Below are 24,051 nucleotides of genomic sequence, written 5' to 3' on the forward strand. Positions count from 1 at the left end.
CCGGGGACCAAAATGCGGGCCCAAACGTTCGCAGTTTTGCACGGAAGTGGCGCACTCGGAGCGATTCGAACGCCCGACCCTCGGAATCGAAATCCGATGCTCTATCCAGCTGAGCTACGAGTGCGACGGCGGCACCATAGCGGCGAAAGTCGCAAAAGCTAGCCCCGCGCGACGGAGGGGGCGCGATTTTGCTCGACGTCCCGGCACTGCGCGGAACGGGCGGCCAGATATCCGCCAATCGATCGGTCCACATTGCCGCGTGCAGATCGGTGCCGGACCCAGACAGGTGGCAGCGGCCGGAACTCTGACCTAGCCGATACGGGCCTGGTGGTGGAGGATACGCAATTGCCGTCACGCGACTTCGCCGATGTTGTCGACTGGCGCGCTCGGGCTCCGGCGGCTTCTTTGCGACCGGAGAACGCTATAGTCTGCTCTCATGAATCAAGGCCGACTCACATCCGGTCCGGCGGATTTCGTCCTGTCCGGGTGGCTGCCGACTGCGCTGCTTCTGATCGTCACGGCAGCGGTTGGCCCTGCGCTGGGCAGTTTGTCGCGGCCGCTCTTCGTGGTCGGCTGCGCCGCCGCCGGATGGCTGGCCTGGCGACGCAGCACTGCGGGCCATATCCAGTCGGCCATCCTGCTGTTTGCCTTCGCGCCATTCGTGCGGCGCGTGGTCGATGTGTCGGTGGGCTACGATGCGTCCAGCATCATGCTGATCGGGCCGCTGCTGTTTATCCTGATGCCGTTACCGAGCCTGTGGACGTTGCTGTCGTCCCGCGAGCAGTTGCGCGATCCCTGGCTGATCGCGCCGGCGATCGTGCTGGCCTGCATCGCTTACGGTGCCATGCTGTCGATTTTCCAGAATGACTGGATGAGCGCGGCGACAGGTGCGTTGAAGTGGACGGCACCTGTGCTTTACGGCATCGTTTTGCAGCAGCGCGCAAGGTCCGATGGTGAACTCGTCAATGCCATGGCGCGTATCTTTCTGGTGGTGCTGCCGCTGACAGGTCTCTACGGCATCTGGCAATATGTCGATCCGCCGGGTTGGGATCGGTTCTGGATGAACTACGCCTCGATCCTCTCGGCAGGGTATCCGCTGCCCTATATGGTGCGCGTCTTCAGCACGATGAACGGGCCCGCCACTTACGCGACCTTCACCGCAACGGGACTGCTCTTGCTGGGCTTTCTGAGACCGGGCTGGCAGTCCTTGATTGCTCTGGCGCCAGCGGCCCTGGGCCTGTTGCTGTCGCTGTATCGGACCGGCTGGATCGCGCTCGCGGTGGCCGTGGTGTTCTGCATGGCGTTTCAATCCACGCGGCGGCGGGCGCTTGCGACCGGACTTGGCATCGTCGGCGCAGCCATGGCCGCAGTCCTGTTCACACCCTTTGGAGAGGTGATCACCGATCGTCTGCAATCGCTGGGCAGCGGCTCCGAAGACGGCAGCGGCAACGAACGTCTCGAGGAGTTCGTAACGTTGTGGAATACGCCCGATAGCATGGTGGTGGGATCCGGCTTCAGCTTCACCGATATCGGTGTCGCGGGCACCATGCCGGTCGATGGCCAGATCATCGCGAGCTGGCTCACGCTCGGCATTCCCGTCGGATTGCTCTGTTTGGCAGCCTATATCTGGGTCGGGGTCTGGAGCACTTCTGCGGCATGGCGGATGCCGACCAAAGAAGGCGTGGTGCTCGGCGCTCTGTCGCTCGGCGGCATCCTGATTCACTTGCCCCTGACCAGTATCTCGTCAGGTGAGATATCCGCGCTGTTCTGGATGATCTTCGCGATGGCCTGTCCGCGCGACCAGACGGTCAAATCTGCCGAGGATGCCGCGATGCCCCTGGAGCAGGCGCGGACCGGAATCCGGACAGGCAGAGTTTAGTCCGATCGGGCCGCCTGGCTGACAAGCGGAGGGGCTGCAGGTTTGCGCCCCGGTAGTGGCGCCAGCCCGAGTGGCGCCAGCAGGTTCAGCCGCTGCAACACGATATGGGCGACCATGGGCAAGATCACGCCGGCGGCGGTATCTGCGAGGAGATAGACCCACGGCATGGGCGGCACGTGCAGAATCTGCATGATGATCCGCGTTCCGGATCCCGCCATGATGTGCAGCACATAGATCGTCATGGACAGGACGCCGACGAGTGCCAGCCAGCGATGCCGTGTTTCGTTGAGCAACTTGCAAAGCAGCACCACGCTGGTGATACCGAGAATACATGCCGGAAGCGACGCTATGCCATTTGCATCGAAGCCGGAGAGCTGTCCTCCAATGGCAACCGCCGCAGCGAAAGCGGCGGCAATCACGGTCAACATGGTCCAGCCCGTTCGCCCATGAGGCTGCCACGCCATCACGATGCGTGTTGCGTAGAGACCTGCGACATAGAACGGCAGGTGATGCATGGTAAGCGCAAGATCCGGCCGGATCGGCAACAGCATGAATATGATCAGGCCAGCGAGCGCGACGACAATCATGATGGTGCGATTGGGAATGAGTACTGCCAGTACGTGGCAAATCATCAGGGCATATAGAAACCAGAATTGTGCTATCGGCCGATACCAGATTGCCGCGAGGTCGCTGGTGGTGATTGGAATATTCGCGTTGCGCGATATCAGCATGATCACGCTTCCCTGGATCAGCGACCAGAGCACGTAGGGATAGGCGATCGTCCATGCCTTGCTGGCGAGGAACGGCCGAACGCCGCGTGCGAGGCTGTGCTGTACGTTCAGGCCCGCGAGAAAGAAGAACAGCGGCATGTGGAAGGTATAGAGCGTATAGCTCATCCATTGCGCGAGCGGCCCGTCAGGAAACAAATGCGGCGGTATCAAGCCGCCGAGCACGTGGCCATAGACCACGAGAATGACGCCTATGCCGCGCGCAAAATCAATCCAGACCTGGCGCGTGCGATCGCTTTGGGGGCGTGATGGTGCTGCTTGTTCCGTTGGCGATATTTGCATGGGGTGGGCGCCGCTAATTTTAATGATCCGGATCCACAAGCCAACATACGCGGAGACCGGTACGCCATCGTTAACGCCGATATGGGAAATCGTGCCCATCCGCACAGGTGTCTAGCCGCAAACGGGGCTTGATTTCTCGGTCATTTCGGTGCCCATCTGCCCCGACAAGCCGCCGGCACGCAGCTCTGTGCTCTGTCGGTGCGCCTACACGCTCAAGGACCTCTCGTGACTGACTATGTTCGCAAAATCCTGGACAGCCGCGTCTATGACGTCGCGATCCAGACGCCGCTGGACCCGATGGTTCGGCTGACCGCGCGTATGGGTAGCCCCGTGCTGCTCAAGCGCGAGGATTTGCAGCCGGTATTCTCGTTCAAGATTCGGGGGGCCTACAACCGCATTGCAGGGCTGTCCGCGGAGCAGCGCGCGGCCGGCGTGATTTGCGCGTCGGCAGGCAATCATGCGCAGGGCGTGGCGCTGTCGGCGCAGCGGCTCGGGATCAAGGCAACCATCGTGATGCCGGTGACCACGCCGCCGATCAAGATCGATGCCGTCAGATATTGGGGCGGCAATGCCGTGCTGTTCGGCGACACGTTCGACGAGGCCGCGGCGCATGCGCGCAAGCTCGAGGCCGAGCAGAAGCTGACCTTCGTGCATCCCTATGACGATCCCGACGTGATCGCGGGGCAGGGCACCATCGGCATGGAAATCCTGCAGCAGCATCCCGATCCGATCGAGGCGGTGTTCGTGCCGATCGGCGGCGGCGGTCTTGCGGCTGGCGTTGCCTCCTTCATCAAGTTCCTGCGCCCGGAGACCAAGGTTATCGGTGTCGAGCCAGTCGATGCCGCGTCGATGAAAGCCGCGATAGATGCAGGCGAGCGGGTCGTCCTCAATCGCGTCGGTTTGTTCGCCGATGGTGTTGCTGTGCGCCAGGCCGGCGTCGAAACATTCCGTCTCTGCCGCGAATTGCTCGACGACGTGATCACGGCCGACACCGACGAGATGTGCGCTGCCATCAAGGATATTTTCGAGGATATGCGCGTGATCGCGGAGCCGGCCGGCGCCTTGGCGCTGGCGGGACTGAAGAGCTATGCCGCGAACAATCCCACGCGCACCGGTGCGCTGGTTGCCATCAACAGTGGCGCCAACATGAATTTCGATCGCCTGCGGCACGTCGCAGAGCGTGCCGAGGTCGGTGAGGCTCGCGAGATCCTGTTGGGCGTCACTATTCCGGAGGAGCCCGGCAGCTATCGCCGCTTCATCCAGACCATCGGCAATCACAACATTACCGAGTTCAACTATCGCTACGCCGATGCCAAGGAAGCCAATGTCTTCGTTGGCCTGAAGCTGAGCGACGCCAAGAACGACAAGGGCGAGCTGATCGGGCAATTGCAGGCGCTCGGTTACAAGGTGCTGGACATCAGTGCGGACGAGACCGCCAAGCTGCACATCCGCTATATGGTTGGCGGGCGAGCACCGCCCGCTTTGCGGGACGAGGTTATCCTGCGTTTCGAGTTCCCGGAGCGTCCGGGCGCGTTGCTGAAATTCCTCGACCAGATGGGCGCGGACTGGAACATCACGCTGTTTCACTACCGTAACCACGGTGCGGATTACGGCCGGGTACTGGTTGGGATTGAAGTCCCCCAGGCCGACCGGCCGACCCTGACGCGGCGGCTGACCTCGCTCGGCTATCCCTATGAGGACGAAACACAAAATCCGGTCTACCGGATGTTCCTGAACGGCTAGGCTGGGTGGGGCAGAGAGTGAGGCAGGGCCGGTTTCCTGCCTTTTTTTCGCTCAAAGCCGATGCTTAACGGAATACTAGCACTGTCCGGCGAGAGTCGGGCGGTGTGCTGATGCCGGAACGGGCGTTGGCTTGGGGTCCCTTACCGGTTTCATCACGCGATGCGTCTTTCGCTGCTGCCTGTCCTGACGTCCCTGCTGGTGCTGTCTGTGGCCCCGGCCAAGGCTGATTTGCGCATCACCCGGGACCACGGCGGCTATGTCGAGGAATACAAGGCCAAGTATGAGCGCATCCGCGACCGCAAGGAGCGGGTCATCATCGACGGCATCTGCAATTCGGCCTGCACCCTGGTGTTCGGCATCGTGCCGATGAACAAGGTCTGCGTGACGCCGCGCGCCAGCCTCGGCTTCCATCAGGCCTATTACGACAAGGCCTTCACCTTCGGCATGAAGGTGATCAGCTACGAGGGCACCTCGGACCTGATGGCCTATTATCCGCCGCCGGTGAAAGCCTGGCTCGCGCGCAACGGCGGTCTCACCCCCGAGATGAAGAAGATCAAGAACGGCATGGATCTCTGGAAGATCGTCGATCCCTGCCCGGAAGAGTTCTTCTAGCTGCCATCGCTACGCCGCTAACGCCACCATCTCATGACACCGCCAGCCGTGTCGGGCTACGCTTGATCAGCGCCAGCGCCGCCAGGATCGTTGGTGCCAGTACGCAGAGCGCTAGCCCCGTGATCTGCCACTGCGACAGCGGATTGATGCCGCCGCCTGGCGTGGCCAGCATGAAGCCGCCAATGACCAGCAATATGCGTAGCGGCCACTCCATGGTGCCGGCCCGGCTGAGATCGCCGACGAAAGCCTGATAGCCCTGAATGCCGCCGCAGATGAACAGCGTCCCAATGCCGGCCAGCGTCATCAGACCAAGGCCCGTGAGATAGGGGGCGTCGCCCTGCAGCACGAGAGCCGGGTTCATGACAAAGAAGAACGGGATGAAGTAGATGATGCTGCCAACCCACATGCTCTCCCAGCCGGTCTTCATCGCCGGTGAGCCTGCTATACCCGCCGCGGCAAATGATGCGATGGCCACGGGTGGCGTGATCGACGACAGCATTCCCCAATAGAAGATGAACATATGCACGGCCATGCGATTAAGGCCGAGTTTCTCCAGCGCGGGCGCGACCAGGATCGCAAGGAAGATGTAGCAGGCCGTCGTCGTCAGTCCGAGGCCGAGGATCAGGCTGGTGAGGGCGCACATCAGCAGCAGCAGGAAGGCATCGCCGCCGGCGATGCGCAGCAGGTCGTTGGCGAGGCTGGAGACGACGCCGGTCATGGAGAAGGCGCCGATCAACAGTCCGCAGCCGGCAAGGATACCGATCAGTTCGACGAAGGTGCGACCATTGACCTCGAGGAATTTCGAGACCGTGCCCATGGTCCAGCGGGTGTCCTTGGAAAACAGCTGGTTCAGCACCAGCAGGAGCGCGGTGGCGTAGAACGGCGCATGGCTTTCGCGTTTGAAATACAGCAGCATCACGATCAGCAGCGCGATAACAAAGATATAATACCAGCCGTCCTTGATCGTATCCTTGATCTTCGGCAGCTCCGAGCGCGGGATGCCTTCGAGCTTGTGACGTGCAGCGTAGGCGTCCACCTGCATGAACAGGCCGACATAGAACAGCACAGCCGGAATAATGGCAGCCAGCGCTACGTCGGCGTAGCTGACATTCAGGAACTGGGCGATGACGAAGGCGGTTGCGCCCATCACGGGCGGTGCCAGCACCGCGCCCGTGGAAGCGCAGGCCTCGATGGCAGCGGCATAGGACGCGCGAAATCCGCTCTTCTTCATGACGGGGATCGTCATGGTGCCGGCGGTCAGCACGTTGGAGATAATCGAGCCGGACATCATGCCGAGCAGACCGGATGCAAAGATGCAGACTTTGGCGGCACCACCGCGGAAGGTCCCGCAGAGCGCGAAGGCAATGTTGATGAAGAACTTGCCAGCGCCAGTCATCATCAGCGCGGTGCCAAAGACGAGGAAGCCTATGACGGTATCGGCAAAGGCCTGGATCGGGATGCCGAGCAGGCTCTCGCCTGACAGCACGTGATAGGCGGTAGTCTGGTCGAGCGTCAGTTGCGATCCCCGAAATGGTCCGAGCCAACTGGATTCGGCAAACAGCGGATACACCGTAAAGGGGAAGACACTCAGCAGGAGGCTCCAGCCGCCGGTGCGGCGCAGCGCTTCCATCAACACGGCCCACATTACGAGGCCGGCGGCAATCACATTGGTCGGCGCGCCGTCGGATTCCCAGCCCGCCATCGCGGCCTTGCGGATGTTCAGCATCAGCCAGATCGCCGCACAGAACGTCGCGACAAACAGGACGAGGTCATACCAGGGGATGCGATCGAGCGGCGATTTTCCCGAGTTCGGAAAAATCAGGAATGTGAACGGTAACATCAGTGCGATGAGCAGATAGAAATATTCGGTGTTGAGCTGCGTGTAATCGACGAAGAAGCGCAGTGTGAATTGCTGGTTGATACACAGCAGGATCGTCGAGGCCGTGGCTGCGATCAGGGCCCAGCGCCAACCTCCGCGCAACACGCGGACGCGGGTGACCTCCGCCTCCTGCATGTTGCCGATGCCGGCATGCGGATCTTCGAATTCGATCCGTTTGGGGGCGGACGGCGACGCGGACGTCAAGTCCGGGGAGGAGATGTTAGACATGAAAAATCCCGGAATATCTTGAGAGGTCCGCGCGCCCGTCAGCGCAGGCTTATTCGAAGCCGTTCGGCATGTTGGCCTTGGCGAGAGCAGCGGCACGCGCCGTCATCCACCCTTCGAGAAAGTCCTTCTCGCCCAGTGAGGCATTGGCTTTGGCGTAATCCGCCCATGCAGCCTTCAGCACGTCCTGTCGCTTGAACAGGCCGTCATTGTGCTTCTGGTCTTCATCGGTCCAGTTACCGGCCTCCTTCATCGCCTTCACGGCGCCGGGATGGAACGGTACGACCCATTTCATCGTCTGGCGATTGGCAGCGAGACCGCCTGCACCCGGCGCGCCATCCTTGTACGCGTCGTAATTCAGGATCATCGCCTTGACGATCGGATAGATCGCGTCCGGCGATTGCGAGCCATAGGTCACGAATATCGGATAAGGGTAGGTGCCCATCTCGATCGGCTTGTCCGCCGAAATGCCTGCGCCGCAGGTCGCCATCATCGGCGTGAAGAATGCGCCAACCTTTTGAACGCGCGCCCAACCTTCCTTGTCGGCATGCGGCAGCGGCGGCCAGATGATGCCGCGCGGCGAGTTTTCCAGTTCGCGGGCAGGGCCGGTAATCGTCGTTGCGAAGCCGGCATCTGCATCGTTGTTGATGATGCCCTTCCACATGGCGCCGTAGCTGGCGAATTCGACGACCTTGACGTCCTTCTGCGTGAGACCGGCGAAGGCGATGATGGCGAGCGCGTTCTGATTGAGTGCAGGGGATCCGACCACAAAGCCGAGACGCTTCCCGCGCAGTTCCTTGATCTGGGTGATGCCCGTGTCCTTGGCGACGCCGACCGAACCGCCATTGCAGTCTGTGGTGCCAAGCAAAACCTGCAGCGGCTGCGGGCCCCATTCCTTGGCGCCGAATTCGAACACGCCTTCCTGCGCGAAATACGATCCTGAACCCATGGCCGAAGCCAGCGCGCGACCGGCGCGCAATGGTGCGAGACGTGCGACGTCATTGCCGGCGGGAAGCACACGGACATCGGTCGAATATTTGTCCTTCATCATCTTGCCGACAGCGACGGCGATGTTGAAGCCGGCAGTGCCGGTGTCGTAGGCGGTGACCGCCATGGTTGGTGGAAGTTTGACGTCTTGTGCGCAGACAGCGCTGCTGCTGCCGAGCACAGCAACAGACGCCAGCGCGATGAGCCGGTGAAGCATGTTTCCCTCCCAATGCATTCGCTTTGCGAATTGCTTTTTATTGTTCGGCGATCATGTCATCGCCGTCAGGCGGTGGCAATGTCCTGAGCCGTTCGCCAGGCGATTGGATTGGAGGCCCTCTCAGACAGAATGCCGCAGCACATCTGCGAGGCCGTCCGAGTCATCACGGCATTTCTGCTCATGTCTCGACGGTCCCGAGCAGTTGTCCTTCCGCCACCACGTCATCGATCGCGACAAGAATCGATTTGATCTTGCCGGCGGTGGGAGAGGCGACGGGAATTTCCATCTTCATGGCTTCGACGAATGCCACTTCGTCGCCTTCGTTCACGGAATCGCCGGTTGCGAGCGGTAGCGAGCAGATGCGGCCGGCGACTTCGCTGAGGATCTTGATCTCTGGCATGATGTTCTCCGCGATCACCCGGGCGGCTGCTCGCTATAGGTGTAGCGCCGACGCGACCGGACAATCCGTAAGGATGAAAAGAAACGAGCAGCTTGGTGTTGTCGCCGCAGATTGCCTGAGGTAGCGTAGCTCGCAAGTGGAATATAATTCCGCAGAGTGGAATGGGACGGCGGCGCACATCGGGGCAATCCAACAGATTGGCTCCCCGTGAGATGCGTCGTCTTAAGGGAAACGCATTATGGGACGACGTTCGGAACGGCTCAGCAAGCAGGGCATGCTCGCCAGCGATCTGGCTGGCGACGGCGATGTGATCCAGGTGGTCTCGCGCGCCTTTGATATTCTTCGCTGCTTCGAGGGCCATGATGCCCGGCTCGGCAATCTCGAAATCTCCAATCGCTGCGGTCTGCCGCGCTCCACCGTGTCGCGCCTGACTCATACACTGACGCGCATGGGCCAGCTCGCTTATCTGCCCGGCGATCAGAAGTATCGCATCGGATCGAGTGCAGTGGCGATGAGCGCTTCGATGATGCGCGGGCTTCAGGTGCGCAACCTGATCCGCTTGCGTCTGCAGGAAGTGGCGGAGCAGGTACCTGGCACGATCGGCTTCACGATTCCCGATCGTTTCCACATGGTCTATCTCGAATACGCCCGCGCCGATCACGCGCTTGGACTGCATTCAACTACCGGCAGCCGAATTGCCATGGGCCGAACTGCAGCCGGCCACGCCTACACTGCAGCGCTTGATGAAGATGTCGGTAATGCGTTGATCAACGATATCGCGCGCGAAATGCCCGAGGACGCCAACATCCTGCGCGGCAAGATCGCGAGCAATCGCGAATGTCTGCGTGACAACGGCTACGTTCTCGCAGGCGGACTTTGGACGCCGCATATCACGGGCATTGCGACGCCGATCTGGTCGCCGCAGTACCAGACCTATGTGGTTGTTACCATCGGGCTGCTTGCCGCGATGTATGACGAGCAGCGTCTGCAGGACGAGATCGCTCCCATCCTGCGTCAGCTCAGCAGCACGATCGGCATGATGGTTCAGAATGCAGATAGCGGCCTGACCAGCGCGCCTGTTCCAGATGCGCCTCCCGCGCCAACAACTCAGAAGAAAATGCTCCCGGAGGGAATGAATGAACTGGAAGCCGGAACTCGACGACCTCGCCCGGCGCGAAGCCTTCGCGCGGGAGATGGGGGGCGCTGACAAGGTCAAGCGACAGCATGACCAGGGCCGGCTCACGGTTCGTGAGCGTATCGACAGACTGATCGACGCGAAGAGTTTTCACGAGGTCGGCGCGGTCTCCGGCATCGGAGAATACGATGCGTCCGGTGAGTTGAAGCATCTTACGCCGGCGAATTGCGTATTCGGCCGCGGCAAGATCGACGGCCGGCCTGTTGTCGTGGTCGGTGACGATTTCACCGTGCGTGGCGGCTCTGCCGATGCGTCCATTTCTGCCAAGCCGCTGATGGCCGAGGAGATGGCTCACGAATTGCGGCTGCCGATCATTCGCGTGATCGAAGGCTCGGGCGGTGGCGGCTCGGTGAAAACAATCGAGACGCGCGGTGCAGCCAACCTGCCGGGCGGCATCGGCGGCACGCGTTCATACTGGTATACGCTCGCCAATATGGCGCAGGTGCCGGTGGTCGGATTGGGCCTCGGTTCGGTGGCTGGCCTTGGCGCCGCGCGCCTTGCCGCGAGCCACTATTCGGTGATGACCAAGAATTCGGCGATGTTCGTTGCCGGGCCGCCGGTGGTGGCGCGCCTGGGGCAGTCGCTGGACAAGAAAGAGCTCGGCGGCTCGGACATCCAGACACGTGCCGGCGGTGTCGATCATGCGGTCGAGACCGAGGAAGAGGCGTTCGCCTGCGCGCGCCGCTTTCTGTCATATCTGCCGTCCTCGGTTTACGGGCTGCCGCCGACGATTGATTGTCATGACGACCCCGAACGAGCGGAAGAGTCGCTTTTGAAGGCCGTGCCGCGCAATCGCCGGCAGGTCTACAAGATGCGGCCGATCATTGACGCTGTGTTCGACAAGGGCTCGTTCTTCGAGATGTCGGCCAATTTTGGCCGGCCGATCATCACGGGCTTTGCGCGCCTGGAAGGTCGCGCGGTGCTCGTGCTTGCGAGCGATCCGTTTCACTATGGCGGATCATGGACCGCGGAAGCGTGCCAGAAAGTGGTCCGCTTCGTCGATCTTGCCGAGACATTCCATCTGCCCGTTGTTTATCTGATGGATTGCCCGGGCTTCATGATCGGGCTCGACGCGGAGAAGGCTGCGACCATCCGCCACGGTGTGCGTGCCATGGCGGCTGTCAATCAGACGACGGTGCCGTGGTGCACGATCATCATCCGCAACGCGTTCGGCGTCGCCGGCGTGGTGCATCAGCCGGCCAACCGGTTCTCGATGCGTTACGCATGGCCCTCGGCCTATTGGGGGTCGCTGCCGCTGGAAGGCGGCATCGAGGCTGCGTATCGGGCGGAGATCGAAGCGGCGGAGGATCCCAAGGCCAAGCAGCAGGAAATCGAGGACCGCCTCAACAAACTGCGTTCGCCGTTCCGTTCGGCTGAAAAGTTCTGGGTCGAGGAAGTCATCAACCCGATGAAGACACGTTCGCTGCTGTGTGAGTTTGCGCGTCTTGCTGAACCGCTCCGAACGGCTGGTCCGTCGCGGCTGGCGATGCGGCCGTAAGCTGCGGCCTAAATTCGCCGCAGCACGATCGTGGCGTTTACGCCGCCAAAGCCGAAGCCGTTCGACATCGCGTGCTCGATGGCCATCGGCCGTGCCTTGCCGCGGATCAGGTCGATGCCCTCGGCAGAGGGATCGGGATGTTCGAGATTGAGCGTGGCCGGAGCGATCTGGTCACGCAGTGCGAGGATCGCGTAGACCGCCTCAAGCCCCCCGGCTGCACCGAGCAGGTGGCCCGTGGCGGATTTGGTCGAACTGACAGCGACCCCGCCAGTCGTGCCGAAGATGGTTTTGATGGCTTCGAGTTCGCCATGATCGCCGACCGGCGTTGATGTTGCGTGAGCGTTGAGATGCTGGACGTCACCCGGCGCGATATTGGCTTGCGCCAGCGCGATCTCCATGGCGCGCTTGGCGCCGTCGCCATCCTCGCGACCGGCGGTCATGTGGAACGCATCGGACGTGGTGCCATAGCCGATCAGTTCGGCGATCGGCTTGGCGCCACGTGCCAGAGCATGGTCGAGTTCTTCGAGCACCACGACTCCGGCGCCTTCGCCCATGACAAAGCCGTCGCGGTCGCGATCGAACGGACGCGAGGCGCGTTCCGGATTGGCAACGAAGTCGGTGGAGAGCGCGCGAGCGGCGGCGAATCCGCCGAGGCTCACGCGGTCGATGCACGCTTCAGCCCCGCCGGCGATGGCGACATCCGCCTCGCCGGAGCGAATGAGACGGGCCGCGTCGCCGATGGCTTGGACGCCCGCCGCACAAGCTGTGACCGGCGCGCCGAGCGCGCCCTCGAAGCCGTAACGGATCGAGATGTGGCCGGCGGCGAGATTGACCAGGAATGAGGGCACGGTGAACGGCGACAGCCGACGAATGCCTTTTGTATCGGTAGTACGGACTGCATCGGCAATCGCCGGAAAGCCGCCGATACCGGAGGCGATGATCGTGGCCGTGCGCTGGCGTTCTCGTGCGTTCTCCGGCGTCCAGCCTGCCTGCGCGATGGCCTCATCGGCGGCCATCAGCGCAAACAGGATGAAGCGATCCATCTTCTTCTGATCCTTGCGCGGCGCCGCCTTGTCAGGATCGAAACCGCCTTCCGGATCGTCCGCAATGTCGGGCACCTGGCCGCCGACCTTGGCGGCGAGATCAGTGGTCATGGCTTCCGGTAACAGGCGGATACCGGATTGACCGGCGAGTAGCCGCGACCAGTTGATCTCGACGCCGCAACCGAGCGGCGATACCGCTCCCATCCCCGTAATTACAACGCGGCGCATAATGCATTCCCGTTCTGATATGAGTGCCGAGCAGCCTGAATCCTGCGGGGATCAGGCGGTCGCGACCTTCTTGTCCCTTGAAATCCCCAGCACGATCAGCGCTGCAACAATACATAGCGCACCTGCCGCAAAAAAGGCAGGCAGATAGCTGAGCAGGACCGTGCGCGACAGGCCAGCGCCGAATGCCGCCGTTGCTGCGCCCAACTGATGGCCGGCGAAGATCCAGCCGAATACCAGACCCGCGCGTTCAGGTCCAAACTTCGACGCCGTAAGCCGCACGGTCGGCGGCACCGTGGCAATCCAGTCCAGGCCATAGAACAGCGCAAACAGCGACAGGCCATAGAACGAGAAGTCGGTAAATGGGAGCGCCACCAGCGAGAGGCCGCGCAGGCCATAATACCAGAACAGCAGGTAACGGTTGTCGTAGCGATCGGAGAGCCAGCCCGACGCGATGGTGCCGACGAAATCGAACACTCCCATCGCTGCAAGCAGCCCGGCTGCCTGAATCTGCGGAATGCCGAAGTCGAGGCACATCGGGATCAGGTGAACCTGCACCAGCCCGTTTGTGCTGGCACCGCAGATGAAGAAAGTCGCGAACAGGATCCAGAACACCTTGGTCTTGGCGGCATCGCGCAGCGCGCCAAGGGCGGCGGCCATGATCGGCGAGTTGTTCGGTGCCGGAGCGACCGGCGGTTCGGTGCTGGTGTCGCCATAGGGGCGAATACCAATGTCGCTTGGACGATCGCGCATCACCAGCAGCACGCCGAGAGCGGCTACGGCCAGCATCACGCACATCAGCGCCAGTGCCCAGCGCCAGTTGCTGTGCTCGGTGATGCTGGCGAGGATCGGCAGGAAGATTAGCTGGCCAGTCGCAGCGCTCGCTGTGAGGATGCCAACGACGAGACCACGGCGTGCGTTAAACCAGCGCGCAGCGACCGTGGCGCCGAGGACCAGCGCAGTCATGCCAGTGCCGATTCCGACTGCGACGCCCCAAAGCGCCATCAGTTGCCAGACTTGCGTCATCCCGAGGGACAGTATGAGGCTGGCAGCGACGACGAGCAGGGCCATGAGTGTGACGTTGCGCAGACCGTAGCGGTTCATCAGCGCTGCAGCGAAGGGCGCCATCAAGCCGAACAATACAAAGCGGATCGACATGGCCGAGGAAATCTCGGCGGTGCTCCAGCCGAATTCCTTCTGCAACGGCACGATGAACACGCCGGGCGCACCCACCGCGGCGGCGCTGACCAGCGCTGTTACGAAGGTTACGGCGATCATCGCCCATCCGTAATGGATATTGCGGCGAGCAAGGGCAGCGGAGAGCCATCCGGAAATCATCGGGTTGCCTGCAATCAATGAGAATAGGCGTCGCGGCGACCATCGCCGCGACGATCATATCTGGGAAAAGCGGCTCAGCGAACGATGCGTTCGATGGCAATGGCGGTCGCTTCACCGCCGCCGATGCATAGCGCTGCGACGCCGCGTTGCAGGCCTCTGGCTTCCAGCGCGTGCAGCAGCGTCACAATCAGTCGCGCGCCGGTCGCGCCAATGGGATGGCCGAGCGCGCAGGCACCGCCATTGACGTTAAGCTTGTCGCGGGGGATTCCAAGATCGCGTTGCGCGGCCATCGGCACCACTGCGAAGGCTTCGTTGATCTCGAACAGATCGACATCGTCCACGCTCCAGCCGACTTTATCGAGCAGCTTGCGGATCGCCGGGATTGGCGCGGTGGTGAACCATTGCGGCTCCTGGCTATGCGTCGCATGACCATGGATCACGGCCAGCGCGGGCAGGCCCTCGCGATCCACGAGGGAGCGTTTGGTCAGCACGAGGGCAGCAGCGCCATCGGCATTGGCGGACGAAGCAGCGGGCGTGATGGTGCCGTTGCTGCGGAAGGCCGGTTTGAGGTTCGGGATCTTGGCGGGATCAACCTTCAGCGGATGTTCGTCATTGGCGATCTCGCGTGCCCCGGCCTTCTCGACAATGCTCAGTGGTGTGATCTCGGCCCTGAATGCGCCGCTCTCCACCGCATTACGTGCACGCGTCAGCGTTTCGATCGCATAGGCGTCCTGATCCCCACGCGTGAACTGATAGGCCTCCGCAGTGGCCTCGCCGAAATCACCCATGGAACGACCGACTTCATAGGCATCCTCCAGACCGTCCATCAGCATGTGATCGATGATGCGATCATGGCCGACTCGGTAACCGCCACGCGCCTTCTGCAGCAGATAGGGCGCGTTGGTCATGCTCTCCATGCCGCCGGAGACGACGATTTCCGCAGAACCGGCACGGATGATGTCGTGGGCGAGCATGGTCGCCTTCATACCGGAGCCGCAGACCTTGTTGATCGTCGTGGCGCCGGTGGCATCCGGCAGCTTGGCACCGCGGGCGGCCTGGCGGGCCGGGGCCTGGCCCTGGCCCGCGGGAAGTACGCAGCCCATGAAGACTTCGTCGATGCGCTCGGACGTCAGTTTCGCGCGTGCCACGGCGGCACCGATAACGTGGCTGCCGAGCTTGTGGCCGGAGAAGGACGACAGTTCGCCCTGGAAGCGGCCGAGCGGGGTGCGGGTGGCCGAGACGATGACGACCGGATCTGAAGCTGCGGACATGATGGAGGCTCCTTCGGGCAAGCGCGGATCATTTGAATGACACTCATCATATGATGCGCTGCAAGATACGCAATGCCGGCTCCTGCAAAATTCTCGTGAGGTAAAGCTGCTAGCGTTTGCGGTTGATGAAACCCTGCATCAGTCGCCGTGGCTCGCCGGTCAGATAGGCCTCGCCGAACACGCCGACGCTGAGATTGACGGATTCTTTCAGCGGCAGTTCTTCCCACTGTTTCAGCAGGGCTTTTTGCGACCGCATGGCCTCAGGACCACACTCCAGTATGGCCTCGATGGTCTTCTCGACTTCCGCATCGAGTGCGCCTTCGGCGGCGACGACATCCACCAGACCCCAGTTCAGGGCTGTCGGTGCATCGATGGTGGCGGCGGTCATGATCAGCCAGCGGGCACGCCCCCAACCGATCAGGCGCGGCAGCAGGGCGGCGTGGATGACCGAAGGGATTCCGACCCGAACTTCGGGCATGGCATATTTCGAGTCATGCGCCGCGATGCGGAAATCGCAGGCGGCAGCGAACTCCAGGCCACCGCCCAGGCACCAGCCGGGGATGCGGGCGATCACAGGTGCGGGAAAAGCGCGGGCGGCTTCGCAGAGATCGCGCAAGCCGGAAATGAACTTTTCCGCGGAGGCCTGATCCAGCGTTGCCATCTCCTTGATATCGGCGCCGCCGATCATGCTTTTCTCGCTCTGGCCGGCGATGACAAGCGCGCGAATGGCGCGTTCCGTGGCCAATACCTCGATGCCCTCGCGAACGCCCTTGATTGCGGCTGAATTGAGAATATTGAGTGGGCCGGCATTGCAGATCGTCAGCCGAACTATACCTCGCGGGTCACGTTCGACGCCGCAGTGGGGATTGAGCATATGCATGAAATCGTCTCGTCCCTTGGCATTCCTTGGGCCGGCGCGGATCACCGGTCTTGTCGTACCAGTTCCGCGGCAAACTGCGTTGTTGTCAAGGCCTGCGGCCAAGCGCGTTGCGTGCATGGAGCGGTGTGGGTAATATGATCGACATCATCTATTTGTCTTGAATGGACTGCCGATGCGCTATTCCAAGGAACACAAGCTCGAGACGCATGCGCGGATCGTGAAGAAGGCTTCGGTGCGTCTGCGCGAAAAGGGCGCGCATGGCATCGGCGTCGCCGACCTTATGAAGGACGCGGGTCTCACCCATGGCGGCTTCTACGCGCATTTCGATTCGCGCGAGGCGCTGGTGATCGAAGCCTTTGGCTATGCGATGGACCGCTCGACCGATCGCTGGCGTCAATTGGCCGGGCAGGCGCCGCCGGATCAGCGGCTGGCAACGATCGTTGATGCCTATCTGTCGCCGCAGCATCGCGACAATCCAGGCCACGGTTGCGCCGTCCCGGCGCTCGGCGCGGAGATCGCTCGCGAAAGCCCGAAGACCCGCAAGGCCTTTGCCGCCAAGCTCGATAAGATGATCGAGATGATGTCCGAGCAATTTCACGGCGGACCGAGCAAATCGGCGCGGAAACAGGCGATGGCGGCGCTCGCTACCATGATGGGCACCATCGTGCTGGCCCGTGTCGCCGGCAACGGTGAGTTGTCCGAAGAACTCCTGAGCGCAGGCCGCGAGGCCGTTCTGGAACGTGCTGCATCGCCGAAGCCTGTGGCGTCCAAAGCCTCGGCACCAAAGGCGGCAGCGAGAAAGCCGGCCGCGAAAAAGGCTGCGACCAAAGTTGCCTCTTCCGCCAAAAGCTGACGGCTGAGGCGCCGCCGGCGACATTGTCGCTCCGGTGACATTTCGACGGGCGGCGAGCCTGCAATTTCGCAAATCGGCCGCGCGCGCAAGGCCTTTCCAAACGCTGAAAAGCCTGATCAACATCGGGCCAAATTTAGCTCCCGGGAGGAACGCATGCGCACGATTGGACATTTTATCGGCGGCCGTGAGGTCGAGGGCAAATCCGGACGTTTTGCGGATGTCTTCGAGCCGATGACCGGCGAAGTTCAGGCCAGGGTTGCGCTGGCCAGCAAGGCCGAGATGCGTGCCGCGGTTCTCAATGCTGCCGAGGCGCAAGTCGCATGGGGCAACACCAACCCGCAGCGTCGCGCCCGCGTGTTGATGAAGTTCCTCGAACTTGCCAATCGCGATTACGACAAGCTGGCCGATTGCCTGGCGCGCGAGCATGGCAAGACCGTGCCGGACGCCAAGGGCGACATTCAGCGCGGCCTCGAAGTGATCGAATTCGCCTGCGGCATTCCGCATTTGATGAAGGGCGAATATACCGAAGGTGCAGGCCCCGGCATCGATATCTACTCAATGCGCCAGGCGCTCGGCGTCGTCGCCGGCATTACGCCGTTCAACTTCCCGGCGATGATCCCGATGTGGAAGTTCGGCCCGGCGATCGCCTGCGGCAACGCCTTCATCCTCAAGCCGTCCGAGCGCGACCCCGGCGTTCCGATGATGCTCGCTGCACTGATGATCGAGGCCGGCCTGCCGCCGGGTATCCTGAACGTCGTCAATGGCGACAAGGAAGCCGTCGATGCGATCCTCGACGATGAAGACATCAAGGCCGTCGGTTTCGTCGGCTCGTCACCGATCGCCCAGTACATCTATGAGCGCGCAGCCGCGACCGGCAAGCGTGCGCAGTGCTTCGGCGGCGCCAAGAACCACGCCATCATCATGCCCGATGCGGATATGGACCAGACCGTCGATGCGCTGATCGGCGCCGGCTACGGCTCAGCCGGCGAGCGCTGCATGGCGATCTCGGTGGCTGTGCCTGTCGGCAAGACCACGGCCGACCGTCTGATGGAAAAGCTGATCCCGCGCGTCGAGAGCCTGAAGATCGGCACTTCCGTCGATCCGTCGGCCGACTTCGGTCCGCTCGTGACCAAGGAAGCCGTCGACCGCGTCAAGAACTATGTCGATATCGGCATCAAGGAAGGAGCAACGCTGGCCGTCGATGGCCGTGGCTTCAAGATGCAGGGCTACGAGAACGGCTTCTACATGGGGGGCTGTCTGTTCGACAACGTCACCAAGGACATGCGCATCTATAAGGAAGAGATCTTCGGGCCTGTGCTCTCGGTGGTGCGTGCCCATGATTACGAGGAAGCCCTCGCGCTGCCGTCAGATCATGATTACGGCAACGGTGTTGCGATCTTCACCCGCGATGGCGATGCAGCCCGCGACTTCGCTGCCAAGGTCAATGTCGGCATGGTCGGCATCAACGTGCCCATCCCGGTGCCGATCGCCTATTACACCTTCGGTGGCTGGAAGAAGTCCGGCTTCGGCGATCTCAACCAGCATGGCCCGGATTCGATCCGCTTCTACACCAAGACCAAGACGGTCACCGCGCGCTGGCCATCGGGTGTCAAGGAAGGCGCAGAGTTCTCGATTCCGTTGATGAAGTAAGAACACGCAAGCGGCCCGGCGCTCCCAAAGGTGGGGCACCGGGCCGTTTTATTCCCGGCTGATCAACAACAAGAAGGGCGTGATGCAATTCGCTCTCGATGAGGAACAGACCGCTATTCGCGACATGGCGCGCGAATTCGCTGCGGAAAAGATCGCTCCCTTTGCGCTCAAATGGGACGAGGAGAAGCATTTCCCCAAAGAGGTGATGCGCGAGGCCGCGCTGCTTGGCATGGGCGGCATCTACATCCGTGACGATGTAGGCGGCTCAGCACTGACGCGTTTCGACGCTGCGCTGATTTTCGAGGCGCTGGCGACGGGCTGCCCGACCACCTCAGCCTTCATATCGATCCACAACATGGCGTCGTGGATGATTGATTCATATGGCAGCGAAGCGCAGCGCCGGAAGTGGCTGCCGCGACTTTGCACCATGGAGCTGCTGGCGAGCTATTGCCTGACTGAGCCCGGCTCTGGATCCGACGCGGCGGCGCTGCGCACCCGCGCGGTCGTCGATGGCGATCATTACGTCCTCAATGGCCAGAAACAGTTTATCTCCGGCGCTGGCGATACCGACGTCTATGTTGTGATGGTACGCACCGGTGGTGAGGGAGCGGGAGGCGTCTCAACCATCGTGGTGGAAGCCGGCACGCCCGGTCTGTCGTTCGGCAATAACGAACGCAAGATGGGCTGGAACGCGCAGTCGACACGCGCGGTAATCTTCGAAAATTGCCGCGTACCGATCGCCAACCGGCTCGGTGACGAAGGCATCGGCTTCAAGATTGCCATGGCTGGCCTCGATGGTGGTCGTCTCAACATCGCCGCGTGCTCGCTTGGCGGGGCGCAGTCGGCGCTGGACAAGTCGCTGAGCTACATGAAGGAGCGCAGGGCGTTCGGTAAGCGGCTCGACGAGTTTCAGGCGCTGCAGTTTCGTGTTGCGGACATGGCGACCGAACTGGAAGCGGCGCGCACTTTCTTGTGGCGCGCCGCCGCAGCGCTCGATCGCAAGGATGCTGATGCCGGCATGCTCTGTGCGATGGCCAAGCGGTTCGGCACCGATATTGGTTTCGAGGTCGCCAACGAGGCGCTGCAGCTGCATGGCGGCTATGGTTATCTCGCCGAATACGGCGTCGAGAAGATCGTGCGTGATTTGCGGGTGCACCAGATCCTCGAAGGCACTAATGAAATCATGCGGCTGATCGTGTCGCGCAAATTGATCGAGGGCGCGCGATGAGTTCGGACGTAGCGACCGAGCCCGGCGACCTGATTGTCGCACGAGAAGGGGCGGCCGGTGTGATCCGCCTGAACCGGCCGAAGGCGCTGAATGCGCTGACGCTGGAGATGACCCGCGAAATCGCTACGGCGCTCGATGGCTTCGAAGCCGATCCAAAAGTTGCTCTCATCATTCTCGAAGGCGCAGGCGAGCGCGGGCTGTGCGCCGGCGGCGATATTCGCGGTCTTTATGAGAGCGCCAAGGCTAAGGGCGATCTCGGCAAGATCTTCTGGCGCGAGGAATATATCGTCAACGCACGCATCGCGAAGTTTCCGAAGCCCTATGTGGCCTATATGGATGGCTTCGTGATGGGTGGGGGCGTCGGGCTGGCCGGCCATGCAAGCCACCGTATCGTCACCGAGAAGACCAAGGTTGCGATGCCTGAGGTGGGCCTCGGCTTCTTCCCGGATGTCGGCGGCACCTGGCTGCTGTCGCGCGCGCCCGGTGAACTCGGCACCTATTTTGGGCTGACCGGGCTGACCATGAACGGGCCCGATGCAGTGGCATCGCAACTGGCGGATATCGCGATCGCGACCGCCGACTGGCCGGAGTTGCGCAAGGCACTGACGACAGTTTCGGCGGGGGCAAAGGCATCGTCGGTGATGGCAACGATCGAGCGCTTTGCCGCGGCCGACGACATCGGTCCGGTGACCCGGCAGCGCGACCTGATCGATCGTACTTTCGGCCATGACAGCGTCGAAGAGATCGTAGCTGCGCTTGAGCAGGATGGCTCGAAGTTTGCGCTGGCGACGCTCAAGGCCATGTCCGACAAATCACCGCGGGGGCTCAAGGTTACCTTGAAGCTGCTGCGGCTCGCGCGTTCGTCGAAGTCGCTCGAGGAATGTCTGTCACGCGAATATCTCGCGGCGCTCGAAGTGTTCGATAGCGCGGATTTCGTCGAGGGCGTGCGTGCGGCGATCATCGACAAGGACCGCAATCCGACGTGGCAGCCACCGGATCTCAAGGGTGTGACGCCGGAGATTGTCGCGCGTTATCTGGCACCGCGGGACGTCGCACTCACATTCTGAACGAAAGTCGGATTTTATCGTTTCCATCAGGCTTTAAGAACAACAAAACCATCACGAGGGCAGGACATGACCAGCATTGCATTCATCGGTCTCGGCAATATGGGTGGCCCGATGGCCGCCAATCTGGTCAAGGCAGGCCACAAGGTGACCGGCTTCGATCTCGTCCAGGCGTCGCGCGATCAGGCGAAGGCCGATGGCGTGACCATCGCTGACAAGGCAGTCGATGCCGTGAAGGGTGCCGAGGTCATCATCACCATGTTGCCGGCCGGCAAACACGTGGTGTCGGTCTGGAGCGAGGTCATTCCCGTGGCTGCCAAGGGCACGCTGATGATCGATTGCTCGACCATCGATGTGGAGAGCGCACGCAAGGCGCATGAACTGGCGGCTGCGCATAAGCTGCCATCGGTCGATGCGCCGGTCTCGGGCGGCACCGGTGGCGCCAAGGGCGCGACGCTGACCTTCATGGCCGGCGGCGACGCCAAGGCCTTTGCATCGGCCAAGCCGGTCCTCGAAGCCATGGGCAAGAAGATCGTCCATTGCGGCGATGCCGGTGCGGGGCAGGCGGCGAAGATCTGCAACAACATGATCCTCGGCATTTCCATGATCGGCGTCAGCGAAGCCTTCGTGCTCGCCGAGAAGCTGGGTCTGTCGCATCAGGCGCTTTTCGATGTGGCATCGACCTCGTCGGGCCAATGCTGGTCGCTGACGACCTATTGCCCGGTGCCCGGACCTGTGCCGACATCGCCAGCCAATAATGAATACAAGCCCGGCTTTGCTGCGGCGTTGATGCTCAAGGATCTCAGACTCTCGCAGGAGGCTGCCAAGGCCGCCGGGGCCAAGACGCCGCTCGGCGCCCATGCCGAGAGCATCTATGAGACCTATGAGAAGGAAGGTCACGGCGGTGATGACTTCTCCGGGATCATCCATCATTTGCGGCATCTGATGCCGAAATAGCGGAGAGCGTCGGCATGACCACGTTCAAGCAGGCCCGCGCCTTCCTCCTCGAACACCGCACCGACTACGACACCGCGGTTGCCGGCTTTCGCTGGCCCGATCCGGTCGACTTCAACTGGGCGCTCGACTGGTTCGATGCCGAACTCGCCCATGATCCCGTCAGCAAGGACCGGACCGCGCTCTGGATCGTCGATGCGGCCGCCAGCCGCGAGACGAAGCTGTCGTTCGAGACGCTGTCACGTCGCTCTAACCAGGTGGCGAACTTCCTGCGCGCGCAGGGATTGAAGCGCGGCGATCATCTGCTGCTGCTGCTCGGCAACGTGGTGCCGCTTTGGGAAACAATGCTCGCCGCGATCAAGCTCGGCGTCGTCATCATTCCCGCCACCACGCTGTTGACGCCCGACGAGTTGCAGGACCGCCTGGATCGCGGGCGTGCAAAATCCGTGGTGGCCTCGCAGGATCAGCTTGCGAAGTTTGCGAGTCTGCGCGGCGGTGGCGATCTGGTCCGTATTGTCGTTGGCGCCAAGCAGGACGGCTGGCTTGCTTTCGAAAGCGCCGCCGATTTCCCCCAAACTTTCACCCCGGATGGTCCGACCAAAGCCGACGATCCGATGCTGCTGTATTTTACCTCGGGCACCACGGCGAAGCCGAAGCTCGTGCGGCACAGCCAGCGCAGCTATCCCGTGGGCGGACTCTCGACCATGTTCTGGATCGGGCTGCAGCCGGGGGATATCCATCTCAACATCTCTTCGCCGGGCTGGGCCAAGCACGCCTGGAGCTGCTTCTTCGCGCCGTGGAATGCCGGCGCCACTGTGTTTGTCGTCAACCAGCCGCGCTTCGATGCCAAGGGTTTGCTTGCCACCATCGGCCGCTGTGGTGTGACCACGCTTTGCGCGCCGCCAACCGTGTGGCGGCTGTTCATTCAGGAGAAGCTGGCAACCTTCAAGGTCGCGTTGCGCGAAGTCTGCGGGGCCGGCGAGCCGCTCAATCCGGAAGTGATCGATCAGGTCAAGGGAGCCTGGGGCCTGACCATTCGCGATGGTTATGGCCAGACCGAGACAACGGCACTGGCTGGCAATTCGCCGGGCCAGATCGTCAAGGTCGGCTCCATGGGTCGTCCGCTGCCGGGCTACAAGGTCCGCGTTGTCGATGCCGACGGCAATCCGGCGAAGGAGGGCGAGGTCAGTCTCGTGCTCGGCGCCGATCGCCCGGCCGGGCTGATGCAGGGTTATCAGGCGGACGACGGCAGCGTCAGCGGTGCGAGCGGCGACGTCTATCGCAGCGGCGACGTCGTGTTCGTCGATGACGATGGCTATCTCACTTTCGTTGGACGTTCCGACGACGTGTTCAAATCATCGGACTATCGCATCAGCCCGTTCGAACTGGAGAGTATCCTGCTCGAACATGACGCCGTGGCCGAGGCGGCTATCGTGCCGAGCCCCGATCCGATCCGGCTCGCCATTCCGAAGGCCTATGTGCTGCTGGTCGGCGAAGCCAAGCCGTCGGCGGAAACGGCGCTGTCGATCTATCAGCATCTACATGTGCGTCTGGCGCCGTTCAAACGGATACGTCGGATCGAGTTCGTGACCGAGCTGCCGAAGACGATTTCGGGCAAGATTCGCCGGGTCCATCTGCGTCGGCTCGAACACGCCGACGATCGCAGCGATCCCCTCCGCGGTGTCGAGTTTCGCGAGGAGGATTTCCCCGAATTGCAGGCACTCCGGGCGACAGGATCGCAAGAGGGCGAGCGGTAAATTTGACGCGCTTTGCATGGCTGCAGCGCACAATTTCGCTTGGCTGCGACAGGCCTGCTGTGGAATGTGCACGCGCAAACAAT

Annotated in this window: 19 protein-coding genes and 1 tRNA gene; 11 read left to right on the forward strand and 9 right to left on the reverse strand. The window is 62.1% G+C overall.

The features are described 5' to 3' along the window. Window positions 1-47 precede the first annotated feature (47 nt). Window positions 48-124: transfer RNA gene (locus ACEK02_RS29515), tRNA-Arg, on the reverse strand. A gap of 312 nt (window positions 125-436) precedes the next feature. On the opposite strand from ACEK02_RS29515, the gene ACEK02_RS29520 reads away from it, so the two are divergent. Then, a complete protein-coding gene (locus ACEK02_RS29520) occupies window positions 437-1,879 on the forward strand; it encodes an O-antigen ligase domain-containing protein (RefSeq protein ID WP_371424995.1) in 1,443 nt (480 codons plus the stop codon). On the opposite strand, the gene ACEK02_RS29525 is transcribed toward ACEK02_RS29520, so the two are convergent. Continuing rightward, window positions 1,876-2,949: an acyltransferase family protein gene (locus ACEK02_RS29525; protein WP_371424996.1), complete on the reverse strand. Its 1,074-nt coding sequence runs from the start codon at window positions 2,947-2,949 to the stop codon at window positions 1,876-1,878. The two genes, ACEK02_RS29520 and ACEK02_RS29525, sit on opposite strands and share 4 nt — an antisense overlap. A 198-nt stretch (window positions 2,950-3,147) precedes the next feature. Here ACEK02_RS29525 and ilvA point away from each other — a divergent pair, with 198 nt between their 5' ends. Next, window positions 3,148-4,692, forward strand: coding sequence for a threonine ammonia-lyase, biosynthetic (ilvA, locus tag ACEK02_RS29530; RefSeq protein WP_371424997.1), 1,545 nt, complete (start codon window positions 3,148-3,150; stop codon window positions 4,690-4,692). Window positions 4,693-4,851: 159 nt separating this feature from the next. Then, window positions 4,852-5,304 carry a hypothetical protein gene (locus ACEK02_RS29535; protein WP_371424998.1) on the forward strand — a complete coding sequence of 151 codons (453 nt, stop codon included), beginning with the start codon at window positions 4,852-4,854 and terminating at the stop codon, window positions 5,302-5,304. Window positions 5,305-5,335: 31 nt separating this feature from the next. Here ACEK02_RS29535 and ACEK02_RS29540 read toward each other — a convergent pair whose 3' ends face one another. The 3 genes from ACEK02_RS29540 to ACEK02_RS29550 form a co-directional block, all read right to left on the reverse strand. Beyond that, the gene (locus ACEK02_RS29540) at window positions 5,336-7,411 is read right to left on the reverse strand and encodes a TRAP transporter permease (RefSeq protein ID WP_371424999.1); all 2,076 of its coding nucleotides are present in this window, start codon (window positions 7,409-7,411) and stop codon (window positions 5,336-5,338) included. A gap of 49 nt (window positions 7,412-7,460) precedes the next feature. After that, window positions 7,461-8,612 (reverse strand): TAXI family TRAP transporter solute-binding subunit, encoded by a 1,152-nt coding sequence (locus tag ACEK02_RS29545; RefSeq protein ID WP_371425000.1) that lies wholly within the window; start codon window positions 8,610-8,612, stop codon window positions 7,461-7,463. 178 nt (window positions 8,613-8,790) lie between these two features. Continuing rightward, the gene (locus ACEK02_RS29550) at window positions 8,791-9,012 is read right to left on the reverse strand and encodes an acetyl-CoA carboxylase biotin carboxyl carrier protein subunit (protein ID WP_371425001.1); all 222 of its coding nucleotides are present in this window, start codon (window positions 9,010-9,012) and stop codon (window positions 8,791-8,793) included. A 238-nt stretch (window positions 9,013-9,250) separates the two neighbouring features. On the opposite strand from ACEK02_RS29550, the gene ACEK02_RS29555 reads away from it, so the two are divergent. Next, on the forward strand, window positions 9,251-10,219 hold the full coding sequence (locus ACEK02_RS29555; RefSeq protein ID WP_371425002.1) for an IclR family transcriptional regulator: 969 nt from the start codon (window positions 9,251-9,253) through the stop codon (window positions 10,217-10,219). Beyond that, window positions 10,149-11,705, forward strand: a complete 1,557-nt coding sequence (locus tag ACEK02_RS29560) for an acyl-CoA carboxylase subunit beta (protein ID WP_371425003.1) — start codon at window positions 10,149-10,151, stop codon at window positions 11,703-11,705. The genes ACEK02_RS29555 and ACEK02_RS29560 overlap by 71 nt, the downstream gene beginning before the upstream one ends. An 8-nt stretch (window positions 11,706-11,713) precedes the next feature. Here the strand turns inward: ACEK02_RS29560 and fabF are convergent, their stop codons facing one another. The 4 genes from fabF to ACEK02_RS29580 all read right to left on the reverse strand — a co-directional run bounded on the left by fabF (window position 11,714) and on the right by ACEK02_RS29580 (window position 16,462). Beyond that, window positions 11,714-12,976: a beta-ketoacyl-ACP synthase II gene (gene fabF, locus ACEK02_RS29565; protein ID WP_371425004.1), complete on the reverse strand. Its 1,263-nt coding sequence runs from the start codon at window positions 12,974-12,976 to the stop codon at window positions 11,714-11,716. Between the two features lie 51 nt (window positions 12,977-13,027). Beyond that, the gene (locus ACEK02_RS29570; RefSeq protein ID WP_371425005.1) at window positions 13,028-14,311 is read right to left on the reverse strand and encodes an MFS transporter; all 1,284 of its coding nucleotides are present in this window, start codon (window positions 14,309-14,311) and stop codon (window positions 13,028-13,030) included. Between the two features lie 74 nt (window positions 14,312-14,385). Beyond that, the gene (locus tag ACEK02_RS29575; RefSeq protein ID WP_371425006.1) at window positions 14,386-15,582 is read right to left on the reverse strand and encodes an acetyl-CoA C-acyltransferase; all 1,197 of its coding nucleotides are present in this window, start codon (window positions 15,580-15,582) and stop codon (window positions 14,386-14,388) included. 109 nt (window positions 15,583-15,691) lie between these two features. Further along, the gene (locus tag ACEK02_RS29580) at window positions 15,692-16,462 is read right to left on the reverse strand and encodes an enoyl-CoA hydratase (protein ID WP_371425007.1); all 771 of its coding nucleotides are present in this window, start codon (window positions 16,460-16,462) and stop codon (window positions 15,692-15,694) included. Window positions 16,463-16,634: 172 nt separating this feature from the next. Between ACEK02_RS29580 and ACEK02_RS29585 the strand changes: the two genes are divergently transcribed. The 6 genes from ACEK02_RS29585 (at window position 16,635) to ACEK02_RS29610 (ending at window position 23,968) form a co-directional block, all read left to right on the forward strand. After that, window positions 16,635-17,315: a TetR/AcrR family transcriptional regulator gene (locus ACEK02_RS29585; protein WP_371425008.1), complete on the forward strand. Its 681-nt coding sequence runs from the start codon at window positions 16,635-16,637 to the stop codon at window positions 17,313-17,315. Between the two features lie 153 nt (window positions 17,316-17,468). After that, the gene (locus ACEK02_RS29590; protein WP_371425009.1) at window positions 17,469-18,965 is read left to right on the forward strand and encodes a CoA-acylating methylmalonate-semialdehyde dehydrogenase; all 1,497 of its coding nucleotides are present in this window, start codon (window positions 17,469-17,471) and stop codon (window positions 18,963-18,965) included. 82 nt (window positions 18,966-19,047) lie between these two features. Continuing rightward, window positions 19,048-20,193 carry an isobutyryl-CoA dehydrogenase gene (locus tag ACEK02_RS29595; protein ID WP_371425010.1) on the forward strand — a complete coding sequence of 382 codons (1,146 nt, stop codon included), beginning with the start codon at window positions 19,048-19,050 and terminating at the stop codon, window positions 20,191-20,193. Further along, entirely contained in the window at window positions 20,190-21,260 is a 1,071-nt protein-coding gene (locus ACEK02_RS29600; protein ID WP_371425011.1) for an enoyl-CoA hydratase/isomerase family protein, read from the forward strand. Before ACEK02_RS29595 ends, ACEK02_RS29600 begins: the two co-directional genes overlap by 4 nt. Window positions 21,261-21,326: 66 nt before the next feature. Next, window positions 21,327-22,214, forward strand: coding sequence for a 3-hydroxyisobutyrate dehydrogenase (mmsB, locus tag ACEK02_RS29605; protein WP_371425012.1), 888 nt, complete (start codon window positions 21,327-21,329; stop codon window positions 22,212-22,214). Window positions 22,215-22,228: 14 nt separating this feature from the next. Next, on the forward strand, window positions 22,229-23,968 hold the full coding sequence (locus tag ACEK02_RS29610) for an AMP-binding protein (RefSeq protein ID WP_371425013.1): 1,740 nt from the start codon (window positions 22,229-22,231) through the stop codon (window positions 23,966-23,968). The last annotated feature ends 83 nt before the right edge of the window (window positions 23,969-24,051 follow it).

It is taken from the genome of Tardiphaga sp., assembly GCF_041424195.1.
Classification (GTDB): Bacteria; Pseudomonadota; Alphaproteobacteria; order Rhizobiales; family Xanthobacteraceae; genus Tardiphaga.